This window comes from Streptomyces jumonjinensis, assembly GCF_009600885.1.
Lineage (GTDB): Bacteria > Actinomycetota > Actinomycetes > Streptomycetales > Streptomycetaceae > Streptomyces > Streptomyces jumonjinensis.
Map to the genome: position 1 here is coordinate 34666 of NZ_VCLA01000151.1, position 23358 is coordinate 58023.

24 protein-coding genes are annotated in these 23358 nt (G+C 72.9%); 11 read left to right on the forward strand and 13 right to left on the reverse strand.

The window, feature by feature from the left end; translation table 11 throughout:
* Nucleotides 1–14: 14 nt before the first annotated feature.
* Entirely contained in the window at nucleotides 15–1304 is a 1290-nt protein-coding gene (locus FF041_RS19460; protein ID WP_153523992.1) for a helix-turn-helix domain-containing protein, read from the reverse strand.
* A gap of 268 nt (nucleotides 1305–1572) precedes the next feature.
* The gene (locus FF041_RS40355; protein WP_323392176.1) at nucleotides 1573–2133 is read right to left on the reverse strand and encodes a DUF1707 and FHA domain-containing protein; all 561 of its coding nucleotides are present in this window, start codon (nucleotides 2131–2133) and stop codon (nucleotides 1573–1575) included.
* Nucleotides 2134–2438: 305 nt separating this feature from the next.
* Here FF041_RS40355 and FF041_RS19470 point away from each other — a divergent pair, with 305 nt between their 5' ends.
* Nucleotides 2439–3335 carry a GNAT family N-acetyltransferase gene (locus FF041_RS19470; RefSeq protein ID WP_153523993.1) on the forward strand — a complete coding sequence of 299 codons (897 nt, stop codon included), beginning with the start codon at nucleotides 2439–2441 and terminating at the stop codon, nucleotides 3333–3335.
* A gap of 84 nt (nucleotides 3336–3419) precedes the next feature.
* Here FF041_RS19470 and FF041_RS19475 read toward each other — a convergent pair whose 3' ends face one another.
* Together FF041_RS19475 and FF041_RS19480 are read right to left on the reverse strand one after the other, a co-directional pair.
* Nucleotides 3420–3620, reverse strand: a complete 201-nt coding sequence (locus tag FF041_RS19475; RefSeq protein ID WP_153523994.1) for a type II toxin-antitoxin system VapB family antitoxin — start codon at nucleotides 3618–3620, stop codon at nucleotides 3420–3422.
* Nucleotides 3621–3667: 47 nt separating this feature from the next.
* Nucleotides 3668–5050, reverse strand: a complete 1383-nt coding sequence (locus tag FF041_RS19480) for a GH1 family beta-glucosidase (protein WP_153523995.1) — start codon at nucleotides 5048–5050, stop codon at nucleotides 3668–3670.
* Nucleotides 5051–5158: 108 nt separating this feature from the next.
* Here FF041_RS19480 and treZ point away from each other — a divergent pair, with 108 nt between their 5' ends.
* Nucleotides 5159–6901, forward strand: coding sequence for a malto-oligosyltrehalose trehalohydrolase (gene treZ / locus FF041_RS19485; protein ID WP_323392177.1), 1743 nt, complete (start codon nucleotides 5159–5161; stop codon nucleotides 6899–6901).
* A gap of 135 nt (nucleotides 6902–7036) precedes the next feature.
* Here the strand turns inward: treZ and FF041_RS19490 are convergent, their stop codons facing one another.
* The 6 genes from FF041_RS19490 to FF041_RS19515 form a co-directional block, all read right to left on the reverse strand.
* Nucleotides 7037–7990 carry a hypothetical protein gene (locus tag FF041_RS19490; RefSeq protein WP_323392179.1) on the reverse strand — a complete coding sequence of 318 codons (954 nt, stop codon included), beginning with the start codon at nucleotides 7988–7990 and terminating at the stop codon, nucleotides 7037–7039.
* Between the two features lie 114 nt (nucleotides 7991–8104).
* The gene (locus FF041_RS19495) at nucleotides 8105–8737 is read right to left on the reverse strand and encodes a nucleoside/nucleotide kinase family protein (RefSeq protein ID WP_153523997.1); all 633 of its coding nucleotides are present in this window, start codon (nucleotides 8735–8737) and stop codon (nucleotides 8105–8107) included.
* Between the two features lie 217 nt (nucleotides 8738–8954).
* Nucleotides 8955–9362: a peptide-methionine (R)-S-oxide reductase MsrB gene (gene msrB, locus FF041_RS19500; RefSeq protein ID WP_153483643.1), complete on the reverse strand. Its 408-nt coding sequence runs from the start codon at nucleotides 9360–9362 to the stop codon at nucleotides 8955–8957.
* Nucleotides 9363–9375: 13 nt separating this feature from the next.
* A complete protein-coding gene (gene murC / locus FF041_RS19505; RefSeq protein ID WP_153523998.1) occupies nucleotides 9376–10770 on the reverse strand; it encodes a UDP-N-acetylmuramate--L-alanine ligase in 1395 nt (464 codons plus the stop codon).
* A 64-nt stretch (nucleotides 10771–10834) separates the two neighbouring features.
* Nucleotides 10835–11287, reverse strand: coding sequence for an indole-3-glycerol phosphate synthase (locus tag FF041_RS19510; RefSeq protein WP_153524031.1), 453 nt, complete (start codon nucleotides 11285–11287; stop codon nucleotides 10835–10837).
* Nucleotides 11288–11433: 146 nt separating this feature from the next.
* Nucleotides 11434–12210: a pyrimidine reductase family protein gene (locus tag FF041_RS19515; RefSeq protein ID WP_153523999.1), complete on the reverse strand. Its 777-nt coding sequence runs from the start codon at nucleotides 12208–12210 to the stop codon at nucleotides 11434–11436.
* Nucleotides 12211–12271: 61 nt separating this feature from the next.
* On the opposite strand from FF041_RS19515, the gene zapE reads away from it, so the two are divergent.
* Both zapE and FF041_RS19525 read left to right on the forward strand, forming a co-directional pair.
* Nucleotides 12272–13330 (forward strand): cell division protein ZapE, encoded by a 1059-nt coding sequence (zapE, locus tag FF041_RS19520; RefSeq protein ID WP_153483677.1) that lies wholly within the window; start codon nucleotides 12272–12274, stop codon nucleotides 13328–13330.
* A gap of 44 nt (nucleotides 13331–13374) precedes the next feature.
* A complete protein-coding gene (locus tag FF041_RS19525) occupies nucleotides 13375–13800 on the forward strand; it encodes an OsmC family protein (RefSeq protein ID WP_153483639.1) in 426 nt (141 codons plus the stop codon).
* 253 nt (nucleotides 13801–14053) lie between these two features.
* Here FF041_RS19525 and FF041_RS19530 read toward each other — a convergent pair whose 3' ends face one another.
* Entirely contained in the window at nucleotides 14054–14467 is a 414-nt protein-coding gene (locus tag FF041_RS19530) for an Ohr family peroxiredoxin (protein WP_153483638.1), read from the reverse strand.
* A 161-nt stretch (nucleotides 14468–14628) separates the two neighbouring features.
* Between FF041_RS19530 and FF041_RS19535 the strand changes: the two genes are divergently transcribed.
* Together FF041_RS19535 and FF041_RS19540 are read left to right on the forward strand one after the other, a co-directional pair.
* Entirely contained in the window at nucleotides 14629–15141 is a 513-nt protein-coding gene (locus FF041_RS19535) for a MarR family winged helix-turn-helix transcriptional regulator (RefSeq protein WP_153524000.1), read from the forward strand.
* Between the two features lie 255 nt (nucleotides 15142–15396).
* Nucleotides 15397–16272: a polysaccharide deacetylase family protein gene (locus tag FF041_RS19540; RefSeq protein WP_323392181.1), complete on the forward strand. Its 876-nt coding sequence runs from the start codon at nucleotides 15397–15399 to the stop codon at nucleotides 16270–16272.
* A 6-nt stretch (nucleotides 16273–16278) separates the two neighbouring features.
* Here the strand turns inward: FF041_RS19540 and FF041_RS38000 are convergent, their stop codons facing one another.
* Nucleotides 16279–16455, reverse strand: a complete 177-nt coding sequence (locus FF041_RS38000) for a hypothetical protein (protein WP_194292094.1) — start codon at nucleotides 16453–16455, stop codon at nucleotides 16279–16281.
* Nucleotides 16456–16561: 106 nt separating this feature from the next.
* Here FF041_RS38000 and FF041_RS19545 point away from each other — a divergent pair, with 106 nt between their 5' ends.
* The 5 genes from FF041_RS19545 (at nucleotide 16562) to FF041_RS19565 (ending at nucleotide 22480) form a co-directional block, all read left to right on the forward strand.
* Nucleotides 16562–17278, forward strand: coding sequence for an aminoacyl-tRNA hydrolase (locus tag FF041_RS19545; RefSeq protein WP_323392183.1), 717 nt, complete (start codon nucleotides 16562–16564; stop codon nucleotides 17276–17278).
* 197 nt (nucleotides 17279–17475) lie between these two features.
* Complete coding sequence (locus FF041_RS19550; protein WP_194292099.1) at nucleotides 17476–18255, forward strand: DUF4142 domain-containing protein; 780 nt, start codon at nucleotides 17476–17478, stop codon at nucleotides 18253–18255.
* 126 nt (nucleotides 18256–18381) lie between these two features.
* Nucleotides 18382–19767 carry a DUF692 domain-containing protein gene (locus FF041_RS19555; protein ID WP_153524004.1) on the forward strand — a complete coding sequence of 462 codons (1386 nt, stop codon included), beginning with the start codon at nucleotides 18382–18384 and terminating at the stop codon, nucleotides 19765–19767.
* 3 nt (nucleotides 19768–19770) lie between these two features.
* The gene (locus FF041_RS19560; protein ID WP_153524005.1) at nucleotides 19771–20718 is read left to right on the forward strand and encodes a TIGR04222 domain-containing membrane protein; all 948 of its coding nucleotides are present in this window, start codon (nucleotides 19771–19773) and stop codon (nucleotides 20716–20718) included.
* 160 nt (nucleotides 20719–20878) lie between these two features.
* Entirely contained in the window at nucleotides 20879–22480 is a 1602-nt protein-coding gene (locus tag FF041_RS19565; RefSeq protein ID WP_153524006.1) for an alpha/beta hydrolase, read from the forward strand.
* Nucleotides 22481–22644: 164 nt separating this feature from the next.
* Here the strand turns inward: FF041_RS19565 and hemQ are convergent, their stop codons facing one another.
* The gene (hemQ, locus tag FF041_RS19570) at nucleotides 22645–23358 is read right to left on the reverse strand and encodes a hydrogen peroxide-dependent heme synthase (RefSeq protein ID WP_153481389.1); all 714 of its coding nucleotides are present in this window, start codon (nucleotides 23356–23358) and stop codon (nucleotides 22645–22647) included.

Here is a 23358-nt window from a genome sequence, read left to right on the forward strand (position 1 = left end):
CCAGCCGAGCGCTGTCATCGGTAGGCGTCGCGCAGCCTCAGGTCGAAGTCGCGGACGAAGGCGGGCGGGCTGGTGGACGCGTAGCCGCGCCGGAAGGCGCGGGCGCCTTCGATGACCCTCCCCGAGCCCAGCCGTAGACCGGTGTCGAGACAGGGGGTGGCGACGGCGTACGCGACGTCGAGCCGGCCTGCGGCCAGATGTCCTCTCGCCACGTCGAGTCCGAGCATGGCGCGCTGCTTCTCATGGGGGAAGGTGAGCACGGTCTGGGCGTCGTCGGGCGAGGAGAGCACCCGGTGGGGCCGGGCGAGCCGGGCTTCGCCGATGACCCGGGCGGCGGCGAGCTTCCGCTGGTCGAAGGTGAACACCCAGGGCCAGGGCGGCTCCTCCCCGGCCCGGACCCGGCCCGCGGCGGCCTCACTGGCGGCGAGGGCCCGTTCGGCGGCGCGCTGGTCGCCCGCGGTCGCGTGGGCGACCGCCTCCAGCGAGCGGAGCCAGGCGGCGGCGATGGCGGGCCGGCGGCCTTCGAGCAGCCGCCACGCGCCCTGGATCAGACCGAGCCCCTGGGCCGCGTTCCCCGCCTCGACCTCGAACTGCGCGAGGCTGCCCTGCTGGTAGGCGATCAGCAGTTCGTCGCCGGACCGGCGGGCCAGCCTGAGCGCTTCGCCGTACCAGGTGCGGGCCGATCCCGCATCCGCCATGTCCCAGCTCAGCCAGGCCGAGAAGCTCGCCACCTCGCTGGTCACGGAGGCGAGCCGCGCTCTGGCGGGCTGGTCGGCGCTCTGCGCGGCCACGCTCCGGACCAGCCGCAGATGGCCCTGCACCGCGTCCGCGAGCTGTCGCGCGGAGACACTGGCGTCCATCCGCCGGAACGCGCTGGTCGCCCCGCGCAGCACCTCCGCCTGCTCCTCCGGTCCCGGTGAGAGCCGGGAGGCCGTGACGGCGGCGGGGATCGTCGCCGCCGCGATGGCCCCGGCGAGAAAGCGCCGCCGGTGCAGCGGATCGGGCTTCTCCGCCCGGGCGGTCGGAGAAGCCCGGTCCGCCCGCGCGGGCGGGGCCGTGCGGGCGTCCGCCAGACCGACCAGGGCGAGCGGAATGCCCAGATGCCTCGCGGCCTTCGCCAGGGTCTTCATGTTGTAGTCGGCCACTCCGCGCTTCTCCAGCCGGGAGACGGTCGGCTGGGACAGTCCGCAGGCTTCCGCGAGCTGGCGCTGGGTCATCCTTGCGGCGTCGCGGGCCAGTTCGATGACCCGTCCGTAGTCACCGGCGCTCGCCGCCTCCGCGGCGGCTCCTTCCAACCAGTTCATCCGACCTCCTGTCACACGACCATAGAGGCGGGCCTTTCCCGGGGCACTGGATATGCCCCAGCCGTATACCCGTATACGAGCCGCGCATCGACATGTCCGTCCCGGGGCCGTTCGACGCGGTTCTCTCACTCCGGCCGTACGGTGCGGGGGACCGCTCGGCCGCCCCTGCTCAGCCGTGCTGGACTCGTGAACGAAACCGGACGGGGGACCAGGGACCGGCGGAGGCCCGCCCCGCCATCGGAGCCGGAGCGGCGGCGGCCCGCGGGTCTCAGGGAGCCGTCAGCCGGAAGCTCATCTGGCCGAAGCCGACCATGTCCCCGTCCCGCACCACGACCGAGCCGGCCACCCGGCGGCCGTTGACCGTGGTGCCGTTGGTGGAGCCGAGGTCGCGCAGGATCCAGACGCCCCGGGACCGGCTCAGCTCGGCGTGCGCCCGGGAGACCGTGTCATGGCTCAGGCGCAGCCCGTTGCCGGGGTCGCGGCCGATCCGCAGGGGGCCGGGGCCGGGCCCGGGCAGCAGCAGGGGCGGCAGCTTCTCGGTGTGCCAGGCCCTGCGCATCCTCACGAAGAACGCGGACGCCCCGCCGACCACGCCGATCAGCCGCTGGCCGAGACCGCTCTGCGGGCCGAAGACCAGATCGGCGGTGAGCTCCTGGAGCTCATCGGTGCGACGGGCGACCAGGGCCAGCTCCATCCGCCGCAGAAAGGTGTCGTGCGACAGCATGCCCTGGGCCGCGCCCTCGCGGAGCACCCCGACGACCCGGTCCCGCTCGGCGTCCGAGAGCCGGGCCGGAGCGGGGTGCGCGGGGAACTCGAACGACGACGTCACCTCCCGATTGTCGGTCCGAAGGGCTCACGGTGTCCAGAACACCGGCCATACGCTTCCCCGCCGAACACCGCTGACCTGCATGGAAGATGCGATTCCGGAAGGGGCGGGAAGGGGTGGGAAGGGCCGCCGGAAAACCGGGCGGAGGAATGATCGTCTCCCGTGTAGGGTGACGCCGACGCCTGAGAACCGACGGAGAGGAGGCGAGTGCCGTGTCCCTCACACCATCCCCGCGCTCCCGCCCCGTCCGCCCGGCGTTCACAGTCTGACCGGGAGCGCACCACCGCTTTCCTCCGGAGGACACTCCCATGACCGATCCGGTCATCCGCGCGCTCGACGAGAACGACGCGCATCTCTTCGACTCCCTGCCCGACCCGCTCGGCATCGGCCGCGCTCTCTCCGGGACCGTCCACCGGCCCGAGTGGAAGCGGGTCGCCCTGCGCGACGGCCAGGTGGTCGCCCGGGCCGCCTGGTGGGGCGGACCCGACGACGAACACCCCCTCAACGTCAACTGGTTCGACTTCGCGGAGGGCGAGGAGGAGGCCGCGGCCGAGCTGCTGCGCACCTCCCCGTACCGCGTCGAATACCAGCTGATCCTGCCCAGGGGCTGGCGCGAGGACCCCGTGCTGCGGGCCGCCGGCGAGGCGCGGCTGCGGGCCGCCGGCAAAGCCGGGATGAGTCTGCTGGTGGAGCGCTACCAGTACCGCTGGACACCGGAGTGCGGGCTGCCCGAGCGGCCCGGACGGCTGGTCTTCCGGCCCGAGCCCGATGACGATGTGATCTTCGATGTGCTGCGCCGGGTGCACTCGGCGACGCTCGACGCGCACGCTCTCCAGGACATCGCCGAGGGCGGTTTGGACCGCGCGGCACAGGCGGAGCTGGACTTCTTCCGCTGGTGCCCCTCGCCGCGCGAGTGGTGGCAGCTCGCCCACACCCCCGGCGGTGAGCTGGTCGGGCTGCACGTCCCGGCGCGCAACTCGTCGGGGCCGTGCATCGGCTTCATCGGGGTCGTGCCGGAGCAGCGTGGGCACGGCTATGCCTACGATCTGCTGGTGGAGTGCACCCGGGTACTGGCCGATGAGGGCGCGGAGTCCGTCCTGGGGGCGACGGACCAGACCAACGTCCCGATGGCCCGGCAGTTCGCCAGGGCCGGGCATCCGGTCATCGAGGAGCGGATCTATCTGACGCCCGGCCCGCGGGACTGACCGTACGCGAGGGCGCCCCCGCTGAAGCATGGCCCGGGGGCGCTCCCGCTCAGCTGAACCCGGGCCGCCCCGGGCCGCCCCCGGTCAGCCCCGCGGCGGCTCGGGCGCGGCCCCCGGCTCCCGTACGCCCGCGTTCTGTGACCCGGTCCGCTCCTCGGTGCGGTGCCCCCGCGCGATGTAGTCGCGTACGACCGCTTCGACGGCGTCCTGGGGCGAGCCCACACCGGCCAGCACCATCACTTCCACCACCAGTTCGGCATCGAGGCCGATATTGACCTTGGCCATGGGGCACCCCTCCGTGGATCTTCGCGGATCTCCGTTGACCGGGGACTCTAGCCGTTCGCGGACCCCCTGGCCCGCTGGGCGGCGATCGTCTCGCGGTACCAGGCGTAGGACGCCTTCGGGGTGCGCTCCAGCGTCTCGAAGTCGATGTGGACCAGCCCGAAGCGCTGCGCCGCGCCCTCCGCCCACTCGATGTTGTCGGTGAGCGACCAGGTGAAGTAGCCGCGTACATCGACGCCCTCCTCGACGGCCCGGTGCAGCGCGCGCAGATGGGAGTCGAGATAGGCGATCCGGCGCTGGTCGTCGAGTCCGCCGTACGAGCAGCCGTTCTCGGTGATGTGGAGCGGCGGCAGCCGGTCGCCGAAGCGGTCCTTCAGCCGGAGCAGCATCTCGCGCAGTCCGTCGGGGACCACCGGCCAGCCGAAGTCGGTGCGTTCCGCGCTGTCGATCCCGCGGAGCCCGAAGGGCAGCCCCTCGGGGAGTCCGACGCCCGCGAAGCCGCCGGGCTCCGCCGCCGTGGGCACGCCGACCAGCATGGGGTGGTAGTAGTTCACCCCGTACCAGTCCAGCGGCGCGGAGATCACGGCGAGATCCTCGGCGACCGGTCCCGGCATCAGGGCGGCGAGGTTCTCGTCCGGGTAGCCGCCGGTGAGCACCGGGTCGGCGAACAGCCAGTTGGTGAGGGTGTCGTACAGCTCGGCCGCGGTCCGGTCCGCCTCGCTGCCGCCCGCCGTCCACACCGGGGAGTGGGAGAGCGCGAGCCCGATGTTCCGCGCGCCCGCCGCACGCAGGGCCTGGACGCCGAGGCCATGGGCGAGGAGCTGATGGTGGGCGGCGGGCAGCGCGTCGAAGAGCAGCCGTCTGCCCGGGGCGTGCTCGCCGAGGGCATAGCCGAGGAGGGTGACCTCGGCGGGTTCGTTGACCGTGATCCACATGGGGACGCGGTCGCCGAGCCGCCCGGCGACCGCCGACGCGTAGTCGGCGAACCGGGCGGCGGTGTCCCGGTTGAGCCAGCCGCCGGTCTCCTCCAGGGCCAAGGGGGTGTCCCAGTGGTAGAGGGTGGGCGCGGGGGCGATGCCCCGGGCGCAGAGCTCGTCCACGAGCCGGTCGTAGAAGTCGAGTCCGGCGGCGTTGACCGGTCCGCCGCCGCCGGGGATCACCCGTGGCCAGCTGATGGAGAACCGGAAGGCGTCCGCGCCGAGCCCGGCGAGCAGGGCGACGTCGTCGCGGTAGCGCTCATGGAAGCCGGTGGCGCGCGCGGGGTCGGCGCCGTCCTTGATCCTTCCCTGGGCGGCGAAGGCGTCCCAGCCGGAGGGGCCTTTGCCGTCGGTGTCGGCGGCTCCTTCGGTCTGGAAGGCGGAGGCGGCGGCTCCCCAGAGGAAGCCGGGCGGGAAGAGGGGGAGCGGCCCGTTCGATCCGGAAGACGGAGGCATGGCCCGTGACCCTAATGCCGCAAGGTCGCCCCTTCCAGGGGCCGGAGTCGTCAGGATGGGCGGCGGGCCCGAAGACGGCGGGGCCCATGACGGACGAGGGGATGGCCAGTGCTGTTCGAAGTGTGGGCGCCGCGCGCCGAGGAGCGGGTGACGCTGCTGCTGGAGGGCTCGGAGCGGGAGATGGCCCGGGTGGCGGACCGGGCGGGCTGGTGGCGTGCCGAGGCCGGGGCGGACGAGGGCGCGCGGTACGGATTCGCCCTGGACGGCGGTCCGGTGCGGCCCGATCCCCGCTCGCGCCGCCAGCCGGACGGACCGGACGGTCTCAGCGCGGTGGTGCTCCCGGACTCCTACGTCTGGCGGCATGACTGGCCCGGCCGGACGCTGCGCGGCGCGGTGCTGTACGAGCTGCACATCGGCACCTTCACGGCCGAGGGGACCCTCGACGCGGCGGCTGCGCACCTCGGCGACCTGGCCGAGCTGGGGATCTCCCATATCGAGCTGATGCCGGTCTGCCCGTTTCCGGGGGTGCACGGCTGGGGGTACGAAGGGGTGTCGCTGTGGGCGGTGCACGAGCCGTACGGCGGTCCGGAGGCGCTCAGGCGTTTCGTGGACGCCGCGCACGGTCATGGGCTCGGGGTGGTGCTGGACGTGGTCCACAACCATCTGGGCCCCTCGGGGAACCATCTGCCCGCCTTCGGGCCGTATTTCACGGACGCCCACCACACCCCGTGGGGCGCGGCGGTCAATCTGGACGCCGCGGGCTCGGACGAGGTGCGCGCCTATCTGCTGGGCAGCGCGCTGGCCTGGCTGCGGGAGTACCGGCTGGACGGGCTGCGGCTCGACGCGGTGCACGCGCTCGTCGACACCCGGGCGCTGGCCTTCCCGGAGGAGCTGTCCCGGGCGGTGGACGCGCTCTCCGGGGAGCTGCGCCGGCCGCTGTTCCTGATCGCCGAATCGGACGCCTGCGATCCGCGTACCGTCACTCCGCGGGAGGCGGGCGGGCTCGGGCTGCACGCCCAGTGGAACGACGACTTCCATCACGCTCTGCACACCGCGCTGACCGGTGAGTCCCAGGGCTATTACGCGGACTTCGCCGAGGCTCCGCTGGCGGCCGTCGCCAAGACCGTCACCCGGGGGTTCTTCCACGACGGCGTCCCTTCGGGTTTCCGGGGGCGGGTGCACGGCCGTCCCGTGGATGTGACGACGACGCCCGCCCACCGTTTCCTCGGCTATGCCCAGACCCATGACCAGATCGGCAATCGCGCGCTGGGCGACCGGCTCTCGGGGGCCCTGGCCCCCGGTCTGCTGGCGTGCGCGGCGGTGCTGGTGCTCACCGGTCCGTTCACCCCGATGCTGTTCATGGGCGAGGAGTGGGGTGCGCGGACGCCCTGGCAGTTCTTCACCGACCACACCGATCCGGAGCTGGCGGCGGCGGTACGGGAGGGCAGACGGCGGGAGTTCGCCGCGCACGGCTGGGACGCGGCGGACATCCCGGACCCGCAGGACCCGGCCACCCGCCTCCGGTCCTGTCTGGACCGCTCGGAGCGCTCCCGTGAGCCGCACGCCCGGCTGCTGGCCTGGCACAAGGAGCTGATCGCGCTGCGGCGTGCCCACTCCGATCTGGCCGATCCCGATCTGGCGTCGGTGCGGGTGGCGTACGACGAGGACGCCCGCTGGCTGGCGCTGCGGCGGGGCGATCTGCGGATCGCGGTCAATCTGGGGGACGAGCCCGCTTCGATCCGGCTGGGCGGAGGCGGCCGGGTGCTGGCGGCCTGGGATCCGGTCCGGCCGCCGGGCGCGGACGGGGCGCTGCGGCTGGGGCCCCGGTCGTGCGCGGTGCTGACGGACTGAGGGGGGCGGGGGCAGGGGGGCGGGCTCGGGGCCAAGGGCAGGCGGGCTCGGGTGCCGCGCCCGTCCCGAAGCGGTGCGCGGGCCGGCCCCCGCCCGTCTCCGGGGCCGTTCGCGAGCCCACAGGCTCGCGCGGGCTCAGCCCCGCTCGCCGCCGAGCAGCCGCTCCAGCAGTTCCTGGAACTCCTCGCCGATCACGATGCGCAGCCCGTCCCCGTCCTCCTCCCGGTCGCTGAGCTGGGTGAGGCGGCCCTCCCGCCACCAGTAGACATAGGGGCTGATAGCCCCCGGCGTGTCCACATAACCGGACGCGGCGAACGACGCCATCGCGTTGAGCGCGGGCACGATTCCGGCGTCCCGGATGACATGGAAGGCGAGCTGATGCCGGAAGGGCAGCGCCACCAGCGCGCCGTCCTCGGTGAGCTGTTCCCCGGTGGTCTCCCGTACGACGCTCTCCAGCGTCAGGACCCGGCTCGCGGTGTAGAAGGAGTCGCCGAGGATCACCTCGAAGCGCATCCCGTCGTCGCCCTTGACGGTCTCATGCCCTTCGATGGGCAGCCCGCGCAGATTGTAGAGCGCCTGTTCGCGCAGATAGGGGAGGTCGCCGAGGGGGGCGAGGGCGTCGTCGGTGAGCATCATGACGCTCTCCGGGAGATCGAGGGCGATGATCTCGTGGAGTCCCGGGGCGGGGGTGCGGGCGTAGGCGAAGCTCGCCGGGTCGAAGCCCTCGGAGCCCAGCACCCGGGGGTAGAGCTGGGAGCGGATCTGCTCGGTCGACAGGGTGTCCAGCGCGGAGGGCGCGTCCATGGTCCGCAGCACCATGCCGACATGGCGGCGGACCTGATCGGGCCAGGCGCGCGGGCCCCGGTCGTCGTTGTGGAGGACGGCAGCGAGATTGGCGAGGCCGAACTGGCGGCCGGAGCTGTCGGAGACCACATCGGCGTAGACGCTCACTTCGAGGCCCTGCTCGGCGAACGCCTCCCGGACCAGGGAGCGGAAGCGGGCGCCCTCGTCGGCGGAGAAGTAGGGGAACTCGGGGTCGCGCGGCGCGTCCTGCCCGTCGCGCTTCGGCCTCCGCCGGAACAACCCCACGTCATCCGCCTCTCGTTCCATCCCGGGACCGGCCCGGGAGCCGCTCCGGCCGCGCCATGCGACACGCGCTGTGAGCGTACCCACCCATGGTTCTTCCACCCGGCGGGGGGATGCTCAGGGCATGGGCACGATGAGATCCGCGCGCGCTCTGCCGAGGGCGATCAGCCGGGCGTTGGCCTCGTCGGAGCCGTGTGCCCAGCGCTCGGCGTGGGCCCGCTCCTTGCCGAATCGGATATGCCGGTCGATGAGCCGGCGGAGGCGTGCCTCCCGCGCCGGGTCCAGATACCAGACCTCGTCGAGCAGCGGCCGGACCCGGGCCCAGGGGCCGTCGTCATGGAGGAGATAGTTCCCCTCGGTGATCACCAGGGGGGTCTCCGGAGTCACCGGGATGCTGCCCGCGACCGGCTCCTCCAGGGTGCGGTCGAAGGCCGGGGCGTAGACCGTGACGCCGGGGGCGGGGGCGCGCAGCCGGGTGAGCAGCGCGGCGTAGCCGTCGGCGTCGAAGGTGTCGGCCGCGCCCTTGCGGCCGGTCAGGCCGAGGCGTTCGAGGGTCGCCCCGGCGAGATGGAAGCCGTCCATGGGGACCAGCACGGCGAGCCCGGCCAGCGCGTCGGCCAGCTGTGCGGCGAGGGTGGACTTGCCCGCTCCGGGCGCTCCGGCGATGCCCAGGATGCGGCGCCGGCCGGGGGCGGCGAGGGCGCGGGCGCGGTCCAGGAGATCCGGCGGAAGTGTCGGCACGCCCCTCATTCTCCCACCCCTGGCCGTCCGCAGGACGGGAGCCGGGTGCCCGGGGGCCGGGCCGCGTCCGTCGCGCCGCCGCCCGGCGGACAGCTCCGGAGCGGCCCCGTACACCGGCTCCGGGCACCGGCCCCGTACACCGGCTCCGGGCACCGCCCGGCGGGCGCACGGGCCGACCCAGGACGGGCGCGCGGGCACGCCCGTCCGGCCGGGTGCCGTCGGGGCCTCAGCTCTCGTCGGGCGTCAGCCGCAGCGAGACGGAGTTGATGCAGTACCGCTGGTCGGTCGGGGTGGCATACCCCTCCCCCGCGAACACATGCCCGAGATGGGAGCCGCAGCGCGAGCAGCGGACCTCGGTGCGGAGCATCCCGTGCGAGCGGTCCTCGATCAGCTCGACCGCGTCGCTGTCCTTGGGGTCGTAGAACGAGGGCCAGCCGCAGTGCGAGTCGAATTTGGTGTCGGAGCGGAAGAGCTCCGCGCCGCACGCCCGGCAGGAGTACACCCCCGCCGTCCTGGTGTCCGTGTACTCACCGGTGTGAGCGGGCTCGGTCCCGGCCCGGCGGAGCACCTGGTACTCCGCTGGGCTCAGCTCCGCGCGCCACTGCTCGTCCGGCTTCTCGATGTCGTACGCCATGACAACCGCTTCCTCAGCTCGACAGGCGGGCCAGAATCTCCGGACCGAGGTCCGTGACGTCACCCGCGCCCATGGTGAGAACGAGATCACCCGGCCGGGCCATTCCCGCGACCGCCCCGGGCACGTCCGCCATGTCGTGGACGGCCGTGACATCCGCGCCCGAGGCGCGGGCGGCGGCGATGATCAGCTCGCTGGTGACCCCGTCGATGGGGTCCTCGCGCGCCGGGTAGATGTCCAGGACCAGGGAGGCGTCGGCCAGCGCCAGCGCCTGGCCCATCTCCTTGCCCAGCTCCTGGGTGCGGGAGAAGAGGTGCGGCTGGAAGACGACCAGCAGCCGGGAGCCGGCCGACGCGCCGCGCATGGCCGCCAGGTCGGCGGTCATCTCGGTCGGGTGGTGGGCGTAGGAGTCGATGACCTGGACCCCGGCGGCCTCGCCCTTGAGCTGGAGACGGCGCTTGACGCCGGTGTACTTGCCGAGCGCGGCGGCCAGATTGTGCGCCGGGACGCCCAGGGCGACGCCGGCGGCGAGCGCGGCCACCGCGTTGAGGGCGTAGTGGCTGCCGGGGACGGAGACCGTGAAGGTCAGGAACCGGCCGTCGACGACCACCGTGACCTCGCTGGTCAGACCGCGCGGGGTGATCTTGTGCACCCGTACGTCGGCGGAGTCGGACTCACCGTAGGTGACGATGTTCAGCCCGGAGCGGGTGCGCAGCCGGCCGGTCAGCTCGACCGCGCCCTGCTGGTCGGCGGAGATCACCAGGGTGCCGCCGGAGACGATCCGGTCGGCGAAGATCTCGAAGGACTCGTAGATCTCGTCCATCGACGCGTAGTTCGCGTGGTGGTCCAGCTCCACGTTGAGGACGATGGCGACCTCGGGGGCGTACTTGTGGAAGCTGCGGTCGCTTTCGTCCGCCTCGGCCACGAAGATCTCGCCGGCGCCGTGCCGGGCGTTGGTGCCCGGACCGGCCAGATCGCCGCCGATGGCGTACGAGGGGTCCAGGCCGAGCCCGCTCAGCGCCACCGCCAGCATGGAGGTGGTGGTGGTCTTGCCGTGGGTGCCCGCCACCGCGATCGAGCGCAGGCCGGTCATCAGGGACGCCAGGGCGTCCGAGCGGTGGACGGCGGGGATCCCCAGCTCGGCGGCGCGCGCCAGCTCGGGGTTGTCGGCCCGGATCGCGCTGGAGACGACGACGCAGCTGGCGTCCTCGGCCAGATGGTCCGCCGCGTGCCCGATACGGACGGTCGCGCCCAGCTCGCGCAGGGCGTCGGCGGTCGGGGACTCCTTGGCGTCGCTGCCCGCGACCCGCGCGCCGCGCCGGGCGAGGATCTTGGCGATGCCCGACATCCCGGCGCCGCCGATGCCGATGAAGTGCGGTCGTTCCATGGCGGTGGGGATGGCGGGTGCCATACGTGCGTCTCCCGGAGTGTCGACTGTCCGGCCCTCGCTCGTGGGCCGCAGGTGAGGGTCCACCCTATTCGCTGTGCGCGAAGAGCTTGAGCACCGGTACGCCGACCCGGTGGCGTGCCCTGGAGGCCCAGTCCCGGTGGAAGAACTCCTCCACGTAGTGCGGCGCGGTCAGCACGATCACCTCATCGGCCCCCTTCTCCTCGACCACGGCCTTGAGCCGGTCGAGCGGATGGTCCTCGACGACCTCCCCCTCCGCCGGGCTGCCCGCCGCGCGCAGGGCGGCCACGGAGTGCGCAAGACCCACTTCGGCGGGGGCCTTGGCGGCGCTGCCCTCGGGCTCCTCGCCCTCGTGGACGGCCTCCTTGAGCTCCCCGAGCGCCACGTCGTCGATGGCGCGCAGCAGCACATCGGCCTGATCGCCGCGGGGCTGGAGCAGCACGACGAAGGAGACGTTCTCGTCCCCGTGCAGGGTGGTGACGAAGTCCACGTCGTCGGGCGTCAGGGGCTTCTCGATCATCAGTACGCTTGTGAACACGTCAGGACCCTTCTGCGGAAACCATCCTTCCCCGTGCCCGCACGGGGTCTGCAGAGTAAGTGTGCCCAGCCGCAGCTAACCGGAACGATAAATTCCGCCGATTGTCGGATGCCCACGCGCCGTCTCCGCTATACGCGGGACCGCAGGTAGCGGGTGTAGAGGAAGCCGGCCTCCTCCAGCACGGAGGCCAGGGCGAACCGCTCGGGCACCGCGAGGGCGGGGCCGCCCGCGATCCGCTGGGAGTCCCCCGCCGCCATGGCGGGCGACAGGGTCAGACAGAGCTCGTCCAGCGAGCCGGACGCCGTGAACTGCCCCAGCAGCCTCGGCCCGCCCTCGGTGAGCAGCCGCCGCAGCCCGCGTTCCGCGAGGGCGCGCACCGCCCGGGCCGGATCCACCCCGGCGCCGTCCCCGGCGATCACCACCTGCACGCCCGCCCGCTCGGCGGCGCGGATCCGGTCCGGGGGCGCCGCCGCGCCCGTCAGCACCAGCGTCGGCGTCAGCGCGGCGGTGAAGAGCGGCAGCGAGAAGTCGAGCCCGAGCGAGGCGCTCACCACGGCGATCGCGGGCGCGGGCCCCTGCCCCGCGGCCCTTCTGCGCTCCGCGAACGCCTCCCGGGCGCGGGCGGGGCGGTACCCCTCCATCCGGACCGTCTCCGCGCCCACCACCACCGCGTCGGCCAGGGCCCGCAGGGTGCCGAAGATCCGCATATCGGTGTCGGACGACAGGGGCTGGGAGCGGCCGTCGTGCTGGGCCGCGCCGTCCAGCGAGGAGACCATGTTCGCCCGCAGCCAGGTTCCGGAACCCGGGGCGGGATCCGGATAGGCGTAGGCGTCGGCCAGTTCGTCCAGCGACCACTCACGGTCGTCGTCGGGTGTCTGGTCGGTCACAGGGAGCAGGCGTCGCATGGGGGGCAGTCTGACACGCCCTTTACAGTGGGGAACTGTGCCCACCCCTGCCCCCCGTGCCATGACCGAAGGCGTACCGCTCACGCTGTCCGCCCGTGAGCCGTACGTCCCCGCCGACCGGCTGGTCGCCGAGATGGTGCCGCCGCCCCGGTTCGACTCCGTACGCTTCGACACCTATGTCCCCGATGAGCGGCAGCCCAGCCAGCGGGCGGCGGTCACCGCGCTCAGCTCGTTCGCCGCGGGCCTGGGCGGCGCGGCGGCGGACCGGCCGACGGGGGTGCGCCGCTGGTTCGGCAGGAAGCAGGCCGCGCCCACCGGCCCCCGGGGCGTCTATCTCGACGGCGGCTACGGCGTCGGCAAGACCCATCTGCTCGCCTCCCTCTGGCACGCCGCCCCGGCCGAGCCGGAGCGCAAGGCCTTCGGGACCTTCGTGGAGCTGACGAACCTGGTCGGCGCGCTCGGTTTCCAGCAGACGGTCCGGACGCTCAGCGAGCACCGGCTGCTCTGCATCGACGAGTTCGAGCTCGACGACCCCGGTGACACCGTGCTGGTCTCGACGCTGCTCGGCAAGCTGGTGGACGCGGGCGTCGCGCTGGCCGCCACCTCCAACACCCTGCCCGGAAAGCTCGGCGAGGGCCGGTTCGCCGCCGCGGACTTCCTCCGGGAGATCCAGGGGCTCTCCGCGCACTTCATGCCGCTGCGCATCGACGGCGAGGACTACCGCCACCGGGGGCTGCCCGAGGCTCCCGCCCCGTTCTCCGACGAGGTGGTCGTCAAGGCCGCGTACGCCGCCGAAGGGGCGTCCCTGGACGAGTTCCCGGCGCTGCTGGCCCATCTCGCGAAGGTGCACCCGAGCCGGTACGGCGCGCTCACCGACGGCGTACGGGCGGTCTGTCTCACCGATGTGGGGCCGGTGCCCGACCAGTCCACGGCGCTGCGGCTGGTCGTCCTCGCCGACCGGCTGTACGACCGCGAGGTGCCGGTGCTCGCCTCCGGCCTCCCCTTCGACCGGCTGTTCAGTGAGGAGATGCTCAACGGGGGCTATCGGAAGAAGTACTTCCGGGCCATCTCGCGTCTCACCGCGCTGGCCCGTGACGCGAAGGGCCTGGCGGGGCAGTAGGTTCGGGGGTTGTAACCCACCTTTATCTTCAGAAGGGATCCACCATGGCCACCACGCGCACGGCGCACACGGTCTGGGAAGGCGAGCTCCTCAAGGGCTCGGGCACCGTCACCTTCGACTCCTCCGGCATCGGTTCGCAGCCGGTCTCCTGGCCGTCCCGCGCCGAGCAGGCCAATGGCAAGACCAGCCCGGAGGAGCTGATCGCGGCGGCGCACTCCAGCTGCTTCTCGATGGCCCTCTCGCACGGTCTCACCGGCGCGGGCAACCCGCCCACCCGCCTGGAGACCAAGGCCGATGTGACCTTCCAGCCGGGTGAGGGCATCACCGGCATCCACCTCTCCGTCCGCGGCGAGGTGCCCGGACTGGACGCGGAGGCGTTCGCCGAGGCCGCCGAGGGCGCCAAGAAGAACTGCCCGGTGAGCCAGGCGCTCACGGGCACGACGATCACGCTCACGGCCGAGCTCGTCTGACCCTGGGCAGCTGTGACCCGCACGGTTCCCGCACACCCCGGTGCGCGGTACACCTGTGCGGGTCACGTCTTTTTCCGCCGGTGGACGCCGCCTCGCTCCGTGCGAGCCGCCGTCAGATGTTCTTCCGTACCGGTGCGTTGACCGCGCTCATGGGCGCACCCTCCGGGTGCTTCGCGGCCCGCCGGTCTCCGCGCGCGATCACTCGGTCACCGATCACTCGATCACCCGGTCACCCGGTCACCCGGTCACTCGGTCACTCGATGACGAGCTCGACGGGGATGTTGCCGCGGGTGGCCTTGGAGTACGGGCAGAAAGCGTGGGTCTGCTCGACCAGCGCGCGGCCCGGCTCGCCCTGGAGGTGGTCGGGGAGCTCGACGCGCAGGACCACGGAGAGCCCGAAGCCGCCGTCGGTGTCCTTGCCGATGCCGACCTCGGCGGTCACCGAGACGTCCTTGACGTCGATCTTCCCCTGCCGCCCGACGGCGCTCATGGCGCTGGCGAAGCAGGCCGCGAAACCGGCGGCGAAGAGCTGCTCGGGGTTGGTGCCCTGGCCGTCGCCTCCGAGGGCCGGGGGCAGCGCGAGGGGGAGGTCGAGCGTGCCGTCCGAGCTGACGGCGCGGCCTTCACGGCCATTGGCGGTGGCTACGGCGGTGTAGAGCGCGTCCATGGGTACTGCACCTCTTCGTCGTCGTGTGCGGGGTGTTCCACAGGGGTTCCGCGGAGTTCCGCGAGGTTCCGCGGGGTGTTCCGTCGCACACCACTAGAGCACACGATTGAGTTGTGCACAACTGAATCGCGCAGAGGTGTCGCCTTGGGTATGCTGACGGCATGGTCGAGACGATGCCCGGCGATGCGCTCAGCGGTGGACCGGAGGACGACTTCCTCCGGCTGGACCAGCAGGTCTGCTTCTCGCTGCACGCCGCGTCCCGGGCGTTCAACGGCGTCTACCGCAGCGCGCTGAAGGATCTGGGGCTGACGTATCCGCAGTATCTGGCGATGCTGGTGCTCTGGGAGCACGGCGAGCTGCCGGTCAAACGGATCGGCGAGCATCTGCGGCTGGACTCCGGCACCCTGTCGCCGCTGCTGAAGCGGCTGGAGGCGGCGGGGCATGTGGAGCGCCGGCGCAGCAGCGAGGACGAGCGCTCGGTGACGGTGCGCCCCACGGAGGCCGGGGCCGCCCTGCGCGAGCGGGCGCGGGCGGTGCCGCGCAGGATCGCCGCGGCGACGGGTCTGCCGCTGGAGCGCGTCCGGGCGCTGCGCGAGGAGCTCAACGCCCTGACGGCGGCGCTGGACTCGGCGGACCCGGTGGCCGCGAGCCCCTGCACCGCCGAGTCCGACTGAGCGGAGCCGGGCCCGGGGCTGTCGGGCCTCAGGAGGGCAGTTGCCGCCGCAGCGGGCCGCCCCGGTCCGCCGGTGCGCCCCGCACCTCCGCCATGCCCGCGAGAACCCCCGCCCCCGGGGACCCCTGCATGCCTTCCACGCCCTTACCTCCCGCGCTCGGCGCCGATCGGGGCACGGTCGCAGATCCCGGCACATCACCCCGACACGGAGGCGATATGTCCATCTGATAATGAAATGATCGTATATTTTTCTTTCGTGATCATTTCTGTGCGAAGCCTCACGGCTCTGGCCGTCCTGAGCGCCGCGCTCGTCGGCTGCGGCAGCGGGCAGGGCACGGCCGAGAAGCCCTCCCCCGGTCCGGCGGGCCCCAGCGGAGTGGCCGCCGCGGGACCCCATGCCGAGAAGAAGCCCGCCCTGACCCCCGTCTTCACGCGCGCCGAGGTCCCCGAAGAGGCCGAAGACGCTGAGGACGCTGAGGAGACCGAAGACACCGAGAAGACCGTCGCCCTCACCTTCGACGCCGATATGACCGCCGATCAGGGACAGCGGGCGGTGCGCGGCGAACGCTTCGACAACCCCACACTCATCGAGACCCTCCGGGAGCTCAAGGTCCCCTCGACGGTCTTCATGACCGGCCGCTGGGCCGAGGAGTACCCCGAGCAGGCGAAGGAGATCGGCGCCGATCCGCTCTTCGAGATCGGCAACCACTCCTACAGCCACTACGGCTTCACCGGCGACTGCTACGGTCTGCCCGCGGTCAAGCGGGGCCGGATGCTGGCCGATGTGAAGCGGGCCTTCACCGCCTTCGAGCGGGCCGGGGCGCGCAATGTGGTCCCGTACTTCCGCTTCCCCGGCGGCTGTTACGACCAGGCCGCGCTACGGGCCATCGCCCCCGCCGGGGTGACGGCCGTGCAGTGGGACGTGGTCGGCGGCGACGCCTTCACCACCGACACCGACCGGGTCGTCGCGCAGGTGCTCGAAGGGGTGACACCGGGATCCGTGGTGGTGCTGCACTGCACCCGCAGCGCGGCCCCGGTCACCGAGGAGGCGATCCGCCAGATCGTGCCCGCGCTCCGCGAGGAGGGCTACCGCATGGTGAAGGTCTCCGAGCTGATGAAGAAACCCCACTGACCGCGGTCAGCCGGAACAGGCCGTCCGCTGCGCCTCCTGCCACTCGCAGACCGGGCAGAGCGTCACACCCTTCGCCGACTCCGGATACTCCGTCGGCTCACGGCAGAGCACACATTCGGCGAAGGGGGGCCCGCCGGTCACGCCGTGGGCGGGGCCCGGTGGATCGCAGTACGGCTCGTCCATGCGTACGAGCATACGGACGGGCCGTGCCGCCCGTCGTCCGCCGCGGCGGACCGCGAGCGGCCGGCGGCCCTCCGGCGTGCCGCCGGCGGCTGGCACACTTACCCGTGTGAGCAGCGATTCCACCAGCCCCGACAGCCCCTTCCGCCACAAGGACACGGACCGCGACAGCGCACCGCAGTCCGTCCTGCCGCTGGTGGTCCGGATCGAGAAGACCGACCCCCCGTCCCGTACCGACGCGCTGGAAACAGCGGCCCGCGCCGTGCTCACGATCCTGGCCGACGAGCGCTCGCAGGGCGAGGGCGAGTGGGCCCGGGCCATCCGGGACTGGCAGGACGCCCGGATCCGCAAGGTGGTGCGCCGGGCGCGCGGCGCGGAGTGGCGCAAGGCGTCCGCGCTGCCGGGGATCACCGTGACCGGCGCGACCGCCGAGGTACGGGTGTTCCCGCCGGTCCCGCTGGACGGCTGGCCCAAGGAGCTCGCCAAACTCCAGGTCTCGGGCACCGAGCTGGCCGACCCCGCCGCTCCTGCCGTCCCGCTCCCCGGCGCCCCGGTGCTCTGGCTCAGCCCGGAGGTGGAGATGTCCGCGGGCAAGGCCATGGCCCAGGCCGGTCACGGCGCCCAGCTGGCCTGGTGGGAGCTGTCCGACCGCGACCGCGACGCCTGGGCGGCGAACGGCTTCGGTCTCTCGGTCCGCGTCCCGGACCCCGGCGACTGGCGGGAGCTGACCCGCGGCGGACTGCCCGTCGTCAGGGACGCCGGCTTCACCGAGATCGCTCCGGGCTCCTGCACGGTGGTCGCCGACCACCCCGCGCTGCGCCGCTGAGCTCCGGGAGGACACGGGGACCGGCTCATCGACGGCGGGCGGCGCCGGTTCCTCCTGAACGACCGAGCGACCGAACCGCTGAGCCGCTGAACACCGCGCCCCCGCGTTACGTACCTCCCAGTACGGCCGAACCGGTTGAACCCCCGTCCGGCCGGCGGCTGATCTGCCGTGAACATCTCAACTCGGGAGGCACCTTGCTGCGACGCGTCAACGGGACGGTCCTCATCATCGCGGCGCTCATCGCCACCCTGGGGGCGCTGGCGTTCCCGATCTGGTCGTACGCGGACCGTTCCGGCACCGGTCAGGACCGTCTCGAAGCCTCCACCGTGGCCACCCGGTGGGGGCCGCTGTCCGCGACCGACCGGGACTTCCTGGTCCGGGTGCGGCTCGCCGGACTGTGGGAGCTGCCCGCCGGTCAGCAGGCGATCGAACGGGCCCCCAGCGAGGCGATCCGGGACGCGGGCGACCATCTCGTGGTGGGCCACGCCGATCTCGACCGACGCGCCCGCGAGGTGGCGGCCAAGCTGGGGGTACAGCTGCCCAACCAGCCCAACGACCAGCAGCAGGGCTGGCTGCGGGAGCTGTCGGCGGCCACCGGCGAGGCGTACGAACGCGCCTTCGCCAATCTGCTGCGCAACGCCCACGGCAAGGTCTTCTCCCTGGTCGCCCAGGTCAGGCACACCACCCGGAACACCCTCATACGCCAGCTGGCGAGCGACGCCAACCAGACCGTCCTCGACCACATCACCATGCTGGAGGCGACCGGGAAGGTCGACTTCGACGCCATCGCCGACGAGGCGGCGGGCGGGACCACCGCTAGCCCCAGCGGGCCGCCCGCGCCGGACGGCGGCACTCCGCCCGCGCCCGCCGCCGTGGAGCCCCCCGGGGACCTCTCCCCGACCTCGCGGCCGTCCCCGGGAGCGGGCACGCCCGGCTCGATCGACACCCGCCGGCCCGAGCCCGGCATCAGCCCCTGAACCCGCCGTGCAACCTCAAATCATCCTCTGAACGTCTACCCTTCAGGGTTCGCTCACATCTGACGGGGCCATGTCCTGTGCACGCACCGCCCGGTGGCGCGGTGGGCGAAGAAGGGGGACGGGGACATGGAACTCGGCATCGGCATCGGCTGGCGGCCGGAGATCGCGGACGCGGTCGAGGGGCTGGCGGATCTCGACTGGGTGGAGGTCGTGGCGGAGAACGTCTGCCCCGGCCATCTGCCCGACTCGCTGACCAGGCTGCGCTCACGCGGCGTCGGGATCGTGCCGCACGGGGTGTCGCTCGGGCTCGGCGGCGCGGACCGGCCCTCCGCGCAGCGGCTCGCCGCGCTGGCCGAGCGGGCGGAGGCGCTCGGCTCGCCACTGGTGACGGAGCACATCGCGTTCGTCCGCGCCGGAGGCGAGCTCACCGCGTCGCCCCAGCTGGAGGCGGGTCATCTGCTGCCCGTGCCGCGCACCTGGGACGCGCTCGCGGTGCTCTGCGAGAACGTCCGGATCGCCCAGGACTCGCTGCCGGTGCCGCTGGCGCTGGAGAACATCGCCGCGCTCTTCTCCTGGCCGGACGAGGAGCTGTCGGAGGGCCGGTTCCTGGCGGAGCTGGTGGAGCGCACCGGTGTCCGGCTGCTGATCGACGTGGCCAATCTGCACACCAACCACGTCAACCGGGGCGAGGACCCGGCGAAGGCTCTCGACGAGCTGCCGGTGGAGGCCATCGCCTATGTGCATGTGGCGGGCGGCGTCGAACGCGACGGCGTCTGGCACGACACCCACTCCCACCCGGTGACCGAGCCGGTCCTCGCCGTACTGCGGGAGCTGAGGTCGCGGGTCGATCCCCCGGGAGTGCTGCTGGAGCGCGACGACGACTTCCCGCCCGCCGCGGAACTCGCCGGGGAGCTGCGGGTGATACGCGAGACGGTACGGCTGGGGGCCGGCGCCCCGGTGACGGCGGCGGCCGGCCCGGCCCTGGCCCGTGCCGGCACGGTGGGCGGCGCCGTCAGGGCGAACGACCGCGCGACCGTAGCCGACCCCACGTCTGGACCAGATTCCGGTTCCGGGACCGGGGAGCCGGCCACCGCCGACCGCACGGCGGTACGGGAGCGGCTCGGCATCGCCCAGGCCGCCCTGCTCTCCTCCCTGGTCGCCGGAACCCCCGCCCCCGAGGGCTTCGACCGCCGGCGGCTGCGTACGCAGAGCCGGGCCCTCATCGCCAAACGGGCCTCCGTCGTCGCCAGGATCGCACCCGAGCTGCCCGGCATACTCGGGGACGGCTACCGGCGCGCGTTCGTCGCGTACGCCAAGAGCCGTCCCATGCGCTCCGGTTACCGCCGTGACGCCCTCGACTTCGCCGAGGGGCTGCTCATCGCCGGACAGCCCGCCGACGAAGGGGCACGGCGCAGACTGACCCGCTGGTGGGAGGAGCGGGTCGCCCCGCAGCCGCCCCGGCGGACCACCCGGATCGTGCGCGCCGCCCGCGCCGCTCTCGTACGGAGGTAGCCCATGGACAGGGCCGTTCTGCTCATCAATCTCATCGCCGGGGTCTCGTCCCTGGGACTGATCATCGGCTGGCGAGCCGTCCGGCCCCGGCGCCGCCCGCCGGTCACACCCGAGATACACGATGTGTACGAGGCCGCGTTCCTCGGCGGCGGCCCGGCCCGGGTCGTGGACGCCGCGCTCACCGGACTGCACAGCGGCGAACGGGTGCTGATCGGCGAACCCGGCATCGTCTCCGTCCAGAACCCGGTCGCGGCCGATCCGGTGGAACGGGCGGTCCTGGACCAGCTCGCCGTCGCCCCCAACGGTTCGCTCAACCAGCTGCGGCACACGGTGATGCGGGGGCCCGTCGTCCAGCGGATCGGCCATGGGCTCGCCGCCCAGGGGCTGATGGCGCCGCCGAGCCTCGGCCGGAGAGTGCTGCGGTTCTGGTCGGTGTCCCAGACCACCCTGTGCGTGCTGGCGCTCCTGGCCGCCATCGTCCTCACCGTGGTGGGCGCCGTGCTGGACTGGGAGCGGCCGGATCTGCCGTTCGCGGTGCTGGTGCTGCCCGGCCTGCTCTTCGCGATCATCACCGGGGCCGTCATCACCTCCTGCTGCGACGCCAGGATCACCCCGGCCGGAAAGGACGCGCTGGCGGTGTACCGCAAGCGGTACGCCGACGCCGAAGCGCCGAACGCGCTGGTCTCGCTGAAGGGCACAGGCGGAGTACCGGACCCGGGGCTCCGGACGGTGCTGGTCGCGGCGGCCCTCGCGCCCGTGGTGCTCGTCGCCACGGCGGGCGGCGCGGCGGCGGCCGGAGGCGAGTCCGCCGCCGTGTGGTGCGGCGGCTCGGGGCCGGGCTCGGGCTGCGGCGACTCGGCGGGCAGCGGAGGGGACAGCGGCAGCGGAGGAGACGGGGGCGGAGGAGACGGCGGAGGGTGCGGCGGCTGCGGAGGGTGCGGCTGCGGCTGACCCTCCTCCCGTACCGACACGGAACTCCGGCGCGCACGGGGGCGCGCGAACGCCCGGACGGCGCATCGGAGTCATTGAGCGCGACACCGTTCGGCGGTGCTTTACAAGCCCCTGAGTGCTGCGAAGGATCCCTGACCGTCGTCGGCACGAAGGGAACGCGATGAGAGCTGTGGCGAAGTACGGGGCGGTGACGGGGGCCTTGGCCCTGCTCGCCGGCGCGCTGGCCGTCACTCCGGCGGGCGGCGCCTCCGTCGGCGACGCGGAGGCCCGCGGCACCGCGCTGGCGGCCGGGCGTGCCGCGGCGAAGGGCATCGCCTTCGGCGACTGCCCCAGGGTCGAGTCACTGCCCGCGTCCGTCCGTTGCGGCACCGTCGAGGTCCCCCTCGACTACGCGGAGCCGGAGGGGAAGCGGATCACCCTGACGGTGAGCCGGGGCGAGGCGACCGGTGAGCCCGCCGAGCGTCAGGGCGCGCTGGTCTACAACCCCGGCGGGCCCGGGGCCTCCAGCATGTGGTTCCCGCTGGTCGCCCAGCTCACCGAGTGGGAACGGCTGGGCCGCGCGTACGACTTCGTGGGCTACGCCCCGCGCGGCGTCGGCCGCTCCGCGCCGCTGTCCTGCGTGGAGCCGGAGGATTTCCTCAAGGCCCCCACCCAGGCCCCGGTGCACCCCTCCCCCGCGTACAAGAGCGAGCGGATCGCGGAGGCGAAGGAGTACGCGGCGGGCTGTGCCCGGCGCAGCGGCCCGGCGCTGCGGCACTACACCTCGCTGAACAACGCGCGCGATCTCGATGTGCTGCGGGCGGCGCTCGGCGAGCCCCGGCTGACCTTCATGGGGGCGTCGTACGGCACCTACTTCGGCGCTCTGTACGCGACGCTCTTCCCGTCGCACGTCCGCCGGATGGTCTTCGACTCGGCGGTGAACCCGGCGCGCGAGAAGATCTGGTACCGCAGCAATCTGGACCAGTCACAGGCGTTCGAGCGCCGCTGGGCCGACTTCCGCGACTGGATGGCCCGGCACGACGCCGTCTTCGGTCTGGGGACGAGCCCCGAGGCGGTGGCGGACAGCTTCGAGGAGGCGCGCGCCCGGCTGGCGAGGCGGCCGGCGGGCGGCACGGTAGGCCCCGGGCAGCTCCAGGCGGCGTTTCTGGCGGCCGGTTACCAGGACGACTACTGGGCACCGCGCGCCACGGCGCTCTCGGAGTATCTGAAGGGCAATGAGAAGCCGCTGATCGAACAGGCCGCGCCCCGGCAGGAGAGCGCGAAGAGCGCGGAGAACTCCACCGCCGTGTACACCGCGATCGAGTGCAATGACGCGCCCTGGCCGACCGATTTCGCGGTGTGGGACCGCGACAACACCCTGCTGGCCCGGAGCGCGCCCTTCGAGACCTGGGACAACGCGTTCACGAATCTGCCGTGCGCCTACTGGACGGGGCCCCGGCAGCTGCCTCTTGAGGTGCGGACCACGTGGGGCGAGCTGCCGCCGCTGCTGATCCTGGCGGCCGAGCGGGACGCGGCGACCCCTTACGCGGGGGCGCGGGAGCTGGCGCGGCGGCTGAAGGGCGCGGTGCTGATCACCGAGGAGGACGCCGGGGCCCATGGCGTCGGCGGCGGCCCCAACGCGTGCGTGAACGCGTATCTGGAGGACTATCTGCTGCGGGGGAGGACGCCGGTGCGGCGCGCGTCATGCGCGCCGCACCCGGAGCCGGACCCGGTGTCGCTGGACCGGCGGGCGGATCAGCCGAAGCTGCCGCACACCGTCTGATCTTCCGGGTCGAAGAGGCCGGGGGCCGCTGGAATGCGGCCCCGGCCTTCCGTTTCGCGTGAGAGCTCCGCCGACCGTCTCGGCGACGGGGTCTCCACGAGTACCGCCACCGGCTCGGCGACGGATTCCCCACCGGTTCCACCGCCGGTGCGGCGGCGGAACCCTCAGGCGAGGCCGGTCACCAGTTCGGCGACGGACCGGCGCCTGCCCGTGTAGAAGGGGACTTCCTCACGGACGTGCATACGGGCCTCGGACGCGCGCAGATGACGCATCAGGTCGACGATACGGTGCAGCTCGTCGGCCTCGAAAGCCAGGATCCACTCGTAGTCGCCGAGCGAGAACGACGCCACCGTGTTGGCGCGCACGTCCGGGTAGCCGCGGGCCATCTTCCCGTGGTCCGCGAGCATCCGGCGGCGGTCCTCGTCAGGCAGCAGATACCAGTCGTAGGAGCGCACGAACGGGTAGACGCTGACATAGTCGCGCGCCGTCTCGTCGGCGAGGAACGCCGGGATGTGCGACTTGTTGAACTCGGCGGGGCGGTGCAGCGCCATGTTCGACCAGACCGGCTCCAGCGCCCGGCCCAGACGGGTGCGGCGGAAGAGGTTGTACGCCTCCTGGAGCTCGTCCGCGGTCTCGGCGTGCCACCAGATCATCAGATCGGCGTCGGCGCGCAGCCCGGAGAGATCGTAGGTGCCGCGCACCTTCACGTCCTTGGCGGCGAGCTGGTCGAACAGCTCCTGGACCTCCTCGGCGTAGCCGGAGCGGTCGTCGGGCAGCACATCGCGCAGCTTGAAGACGGACCACAGCGTGTACCGGATGACCTCGTTGAGGTCCTTGGCCTTCTTGCCTGCGTTCGGGATCTTTTCGGGCGCACTCAT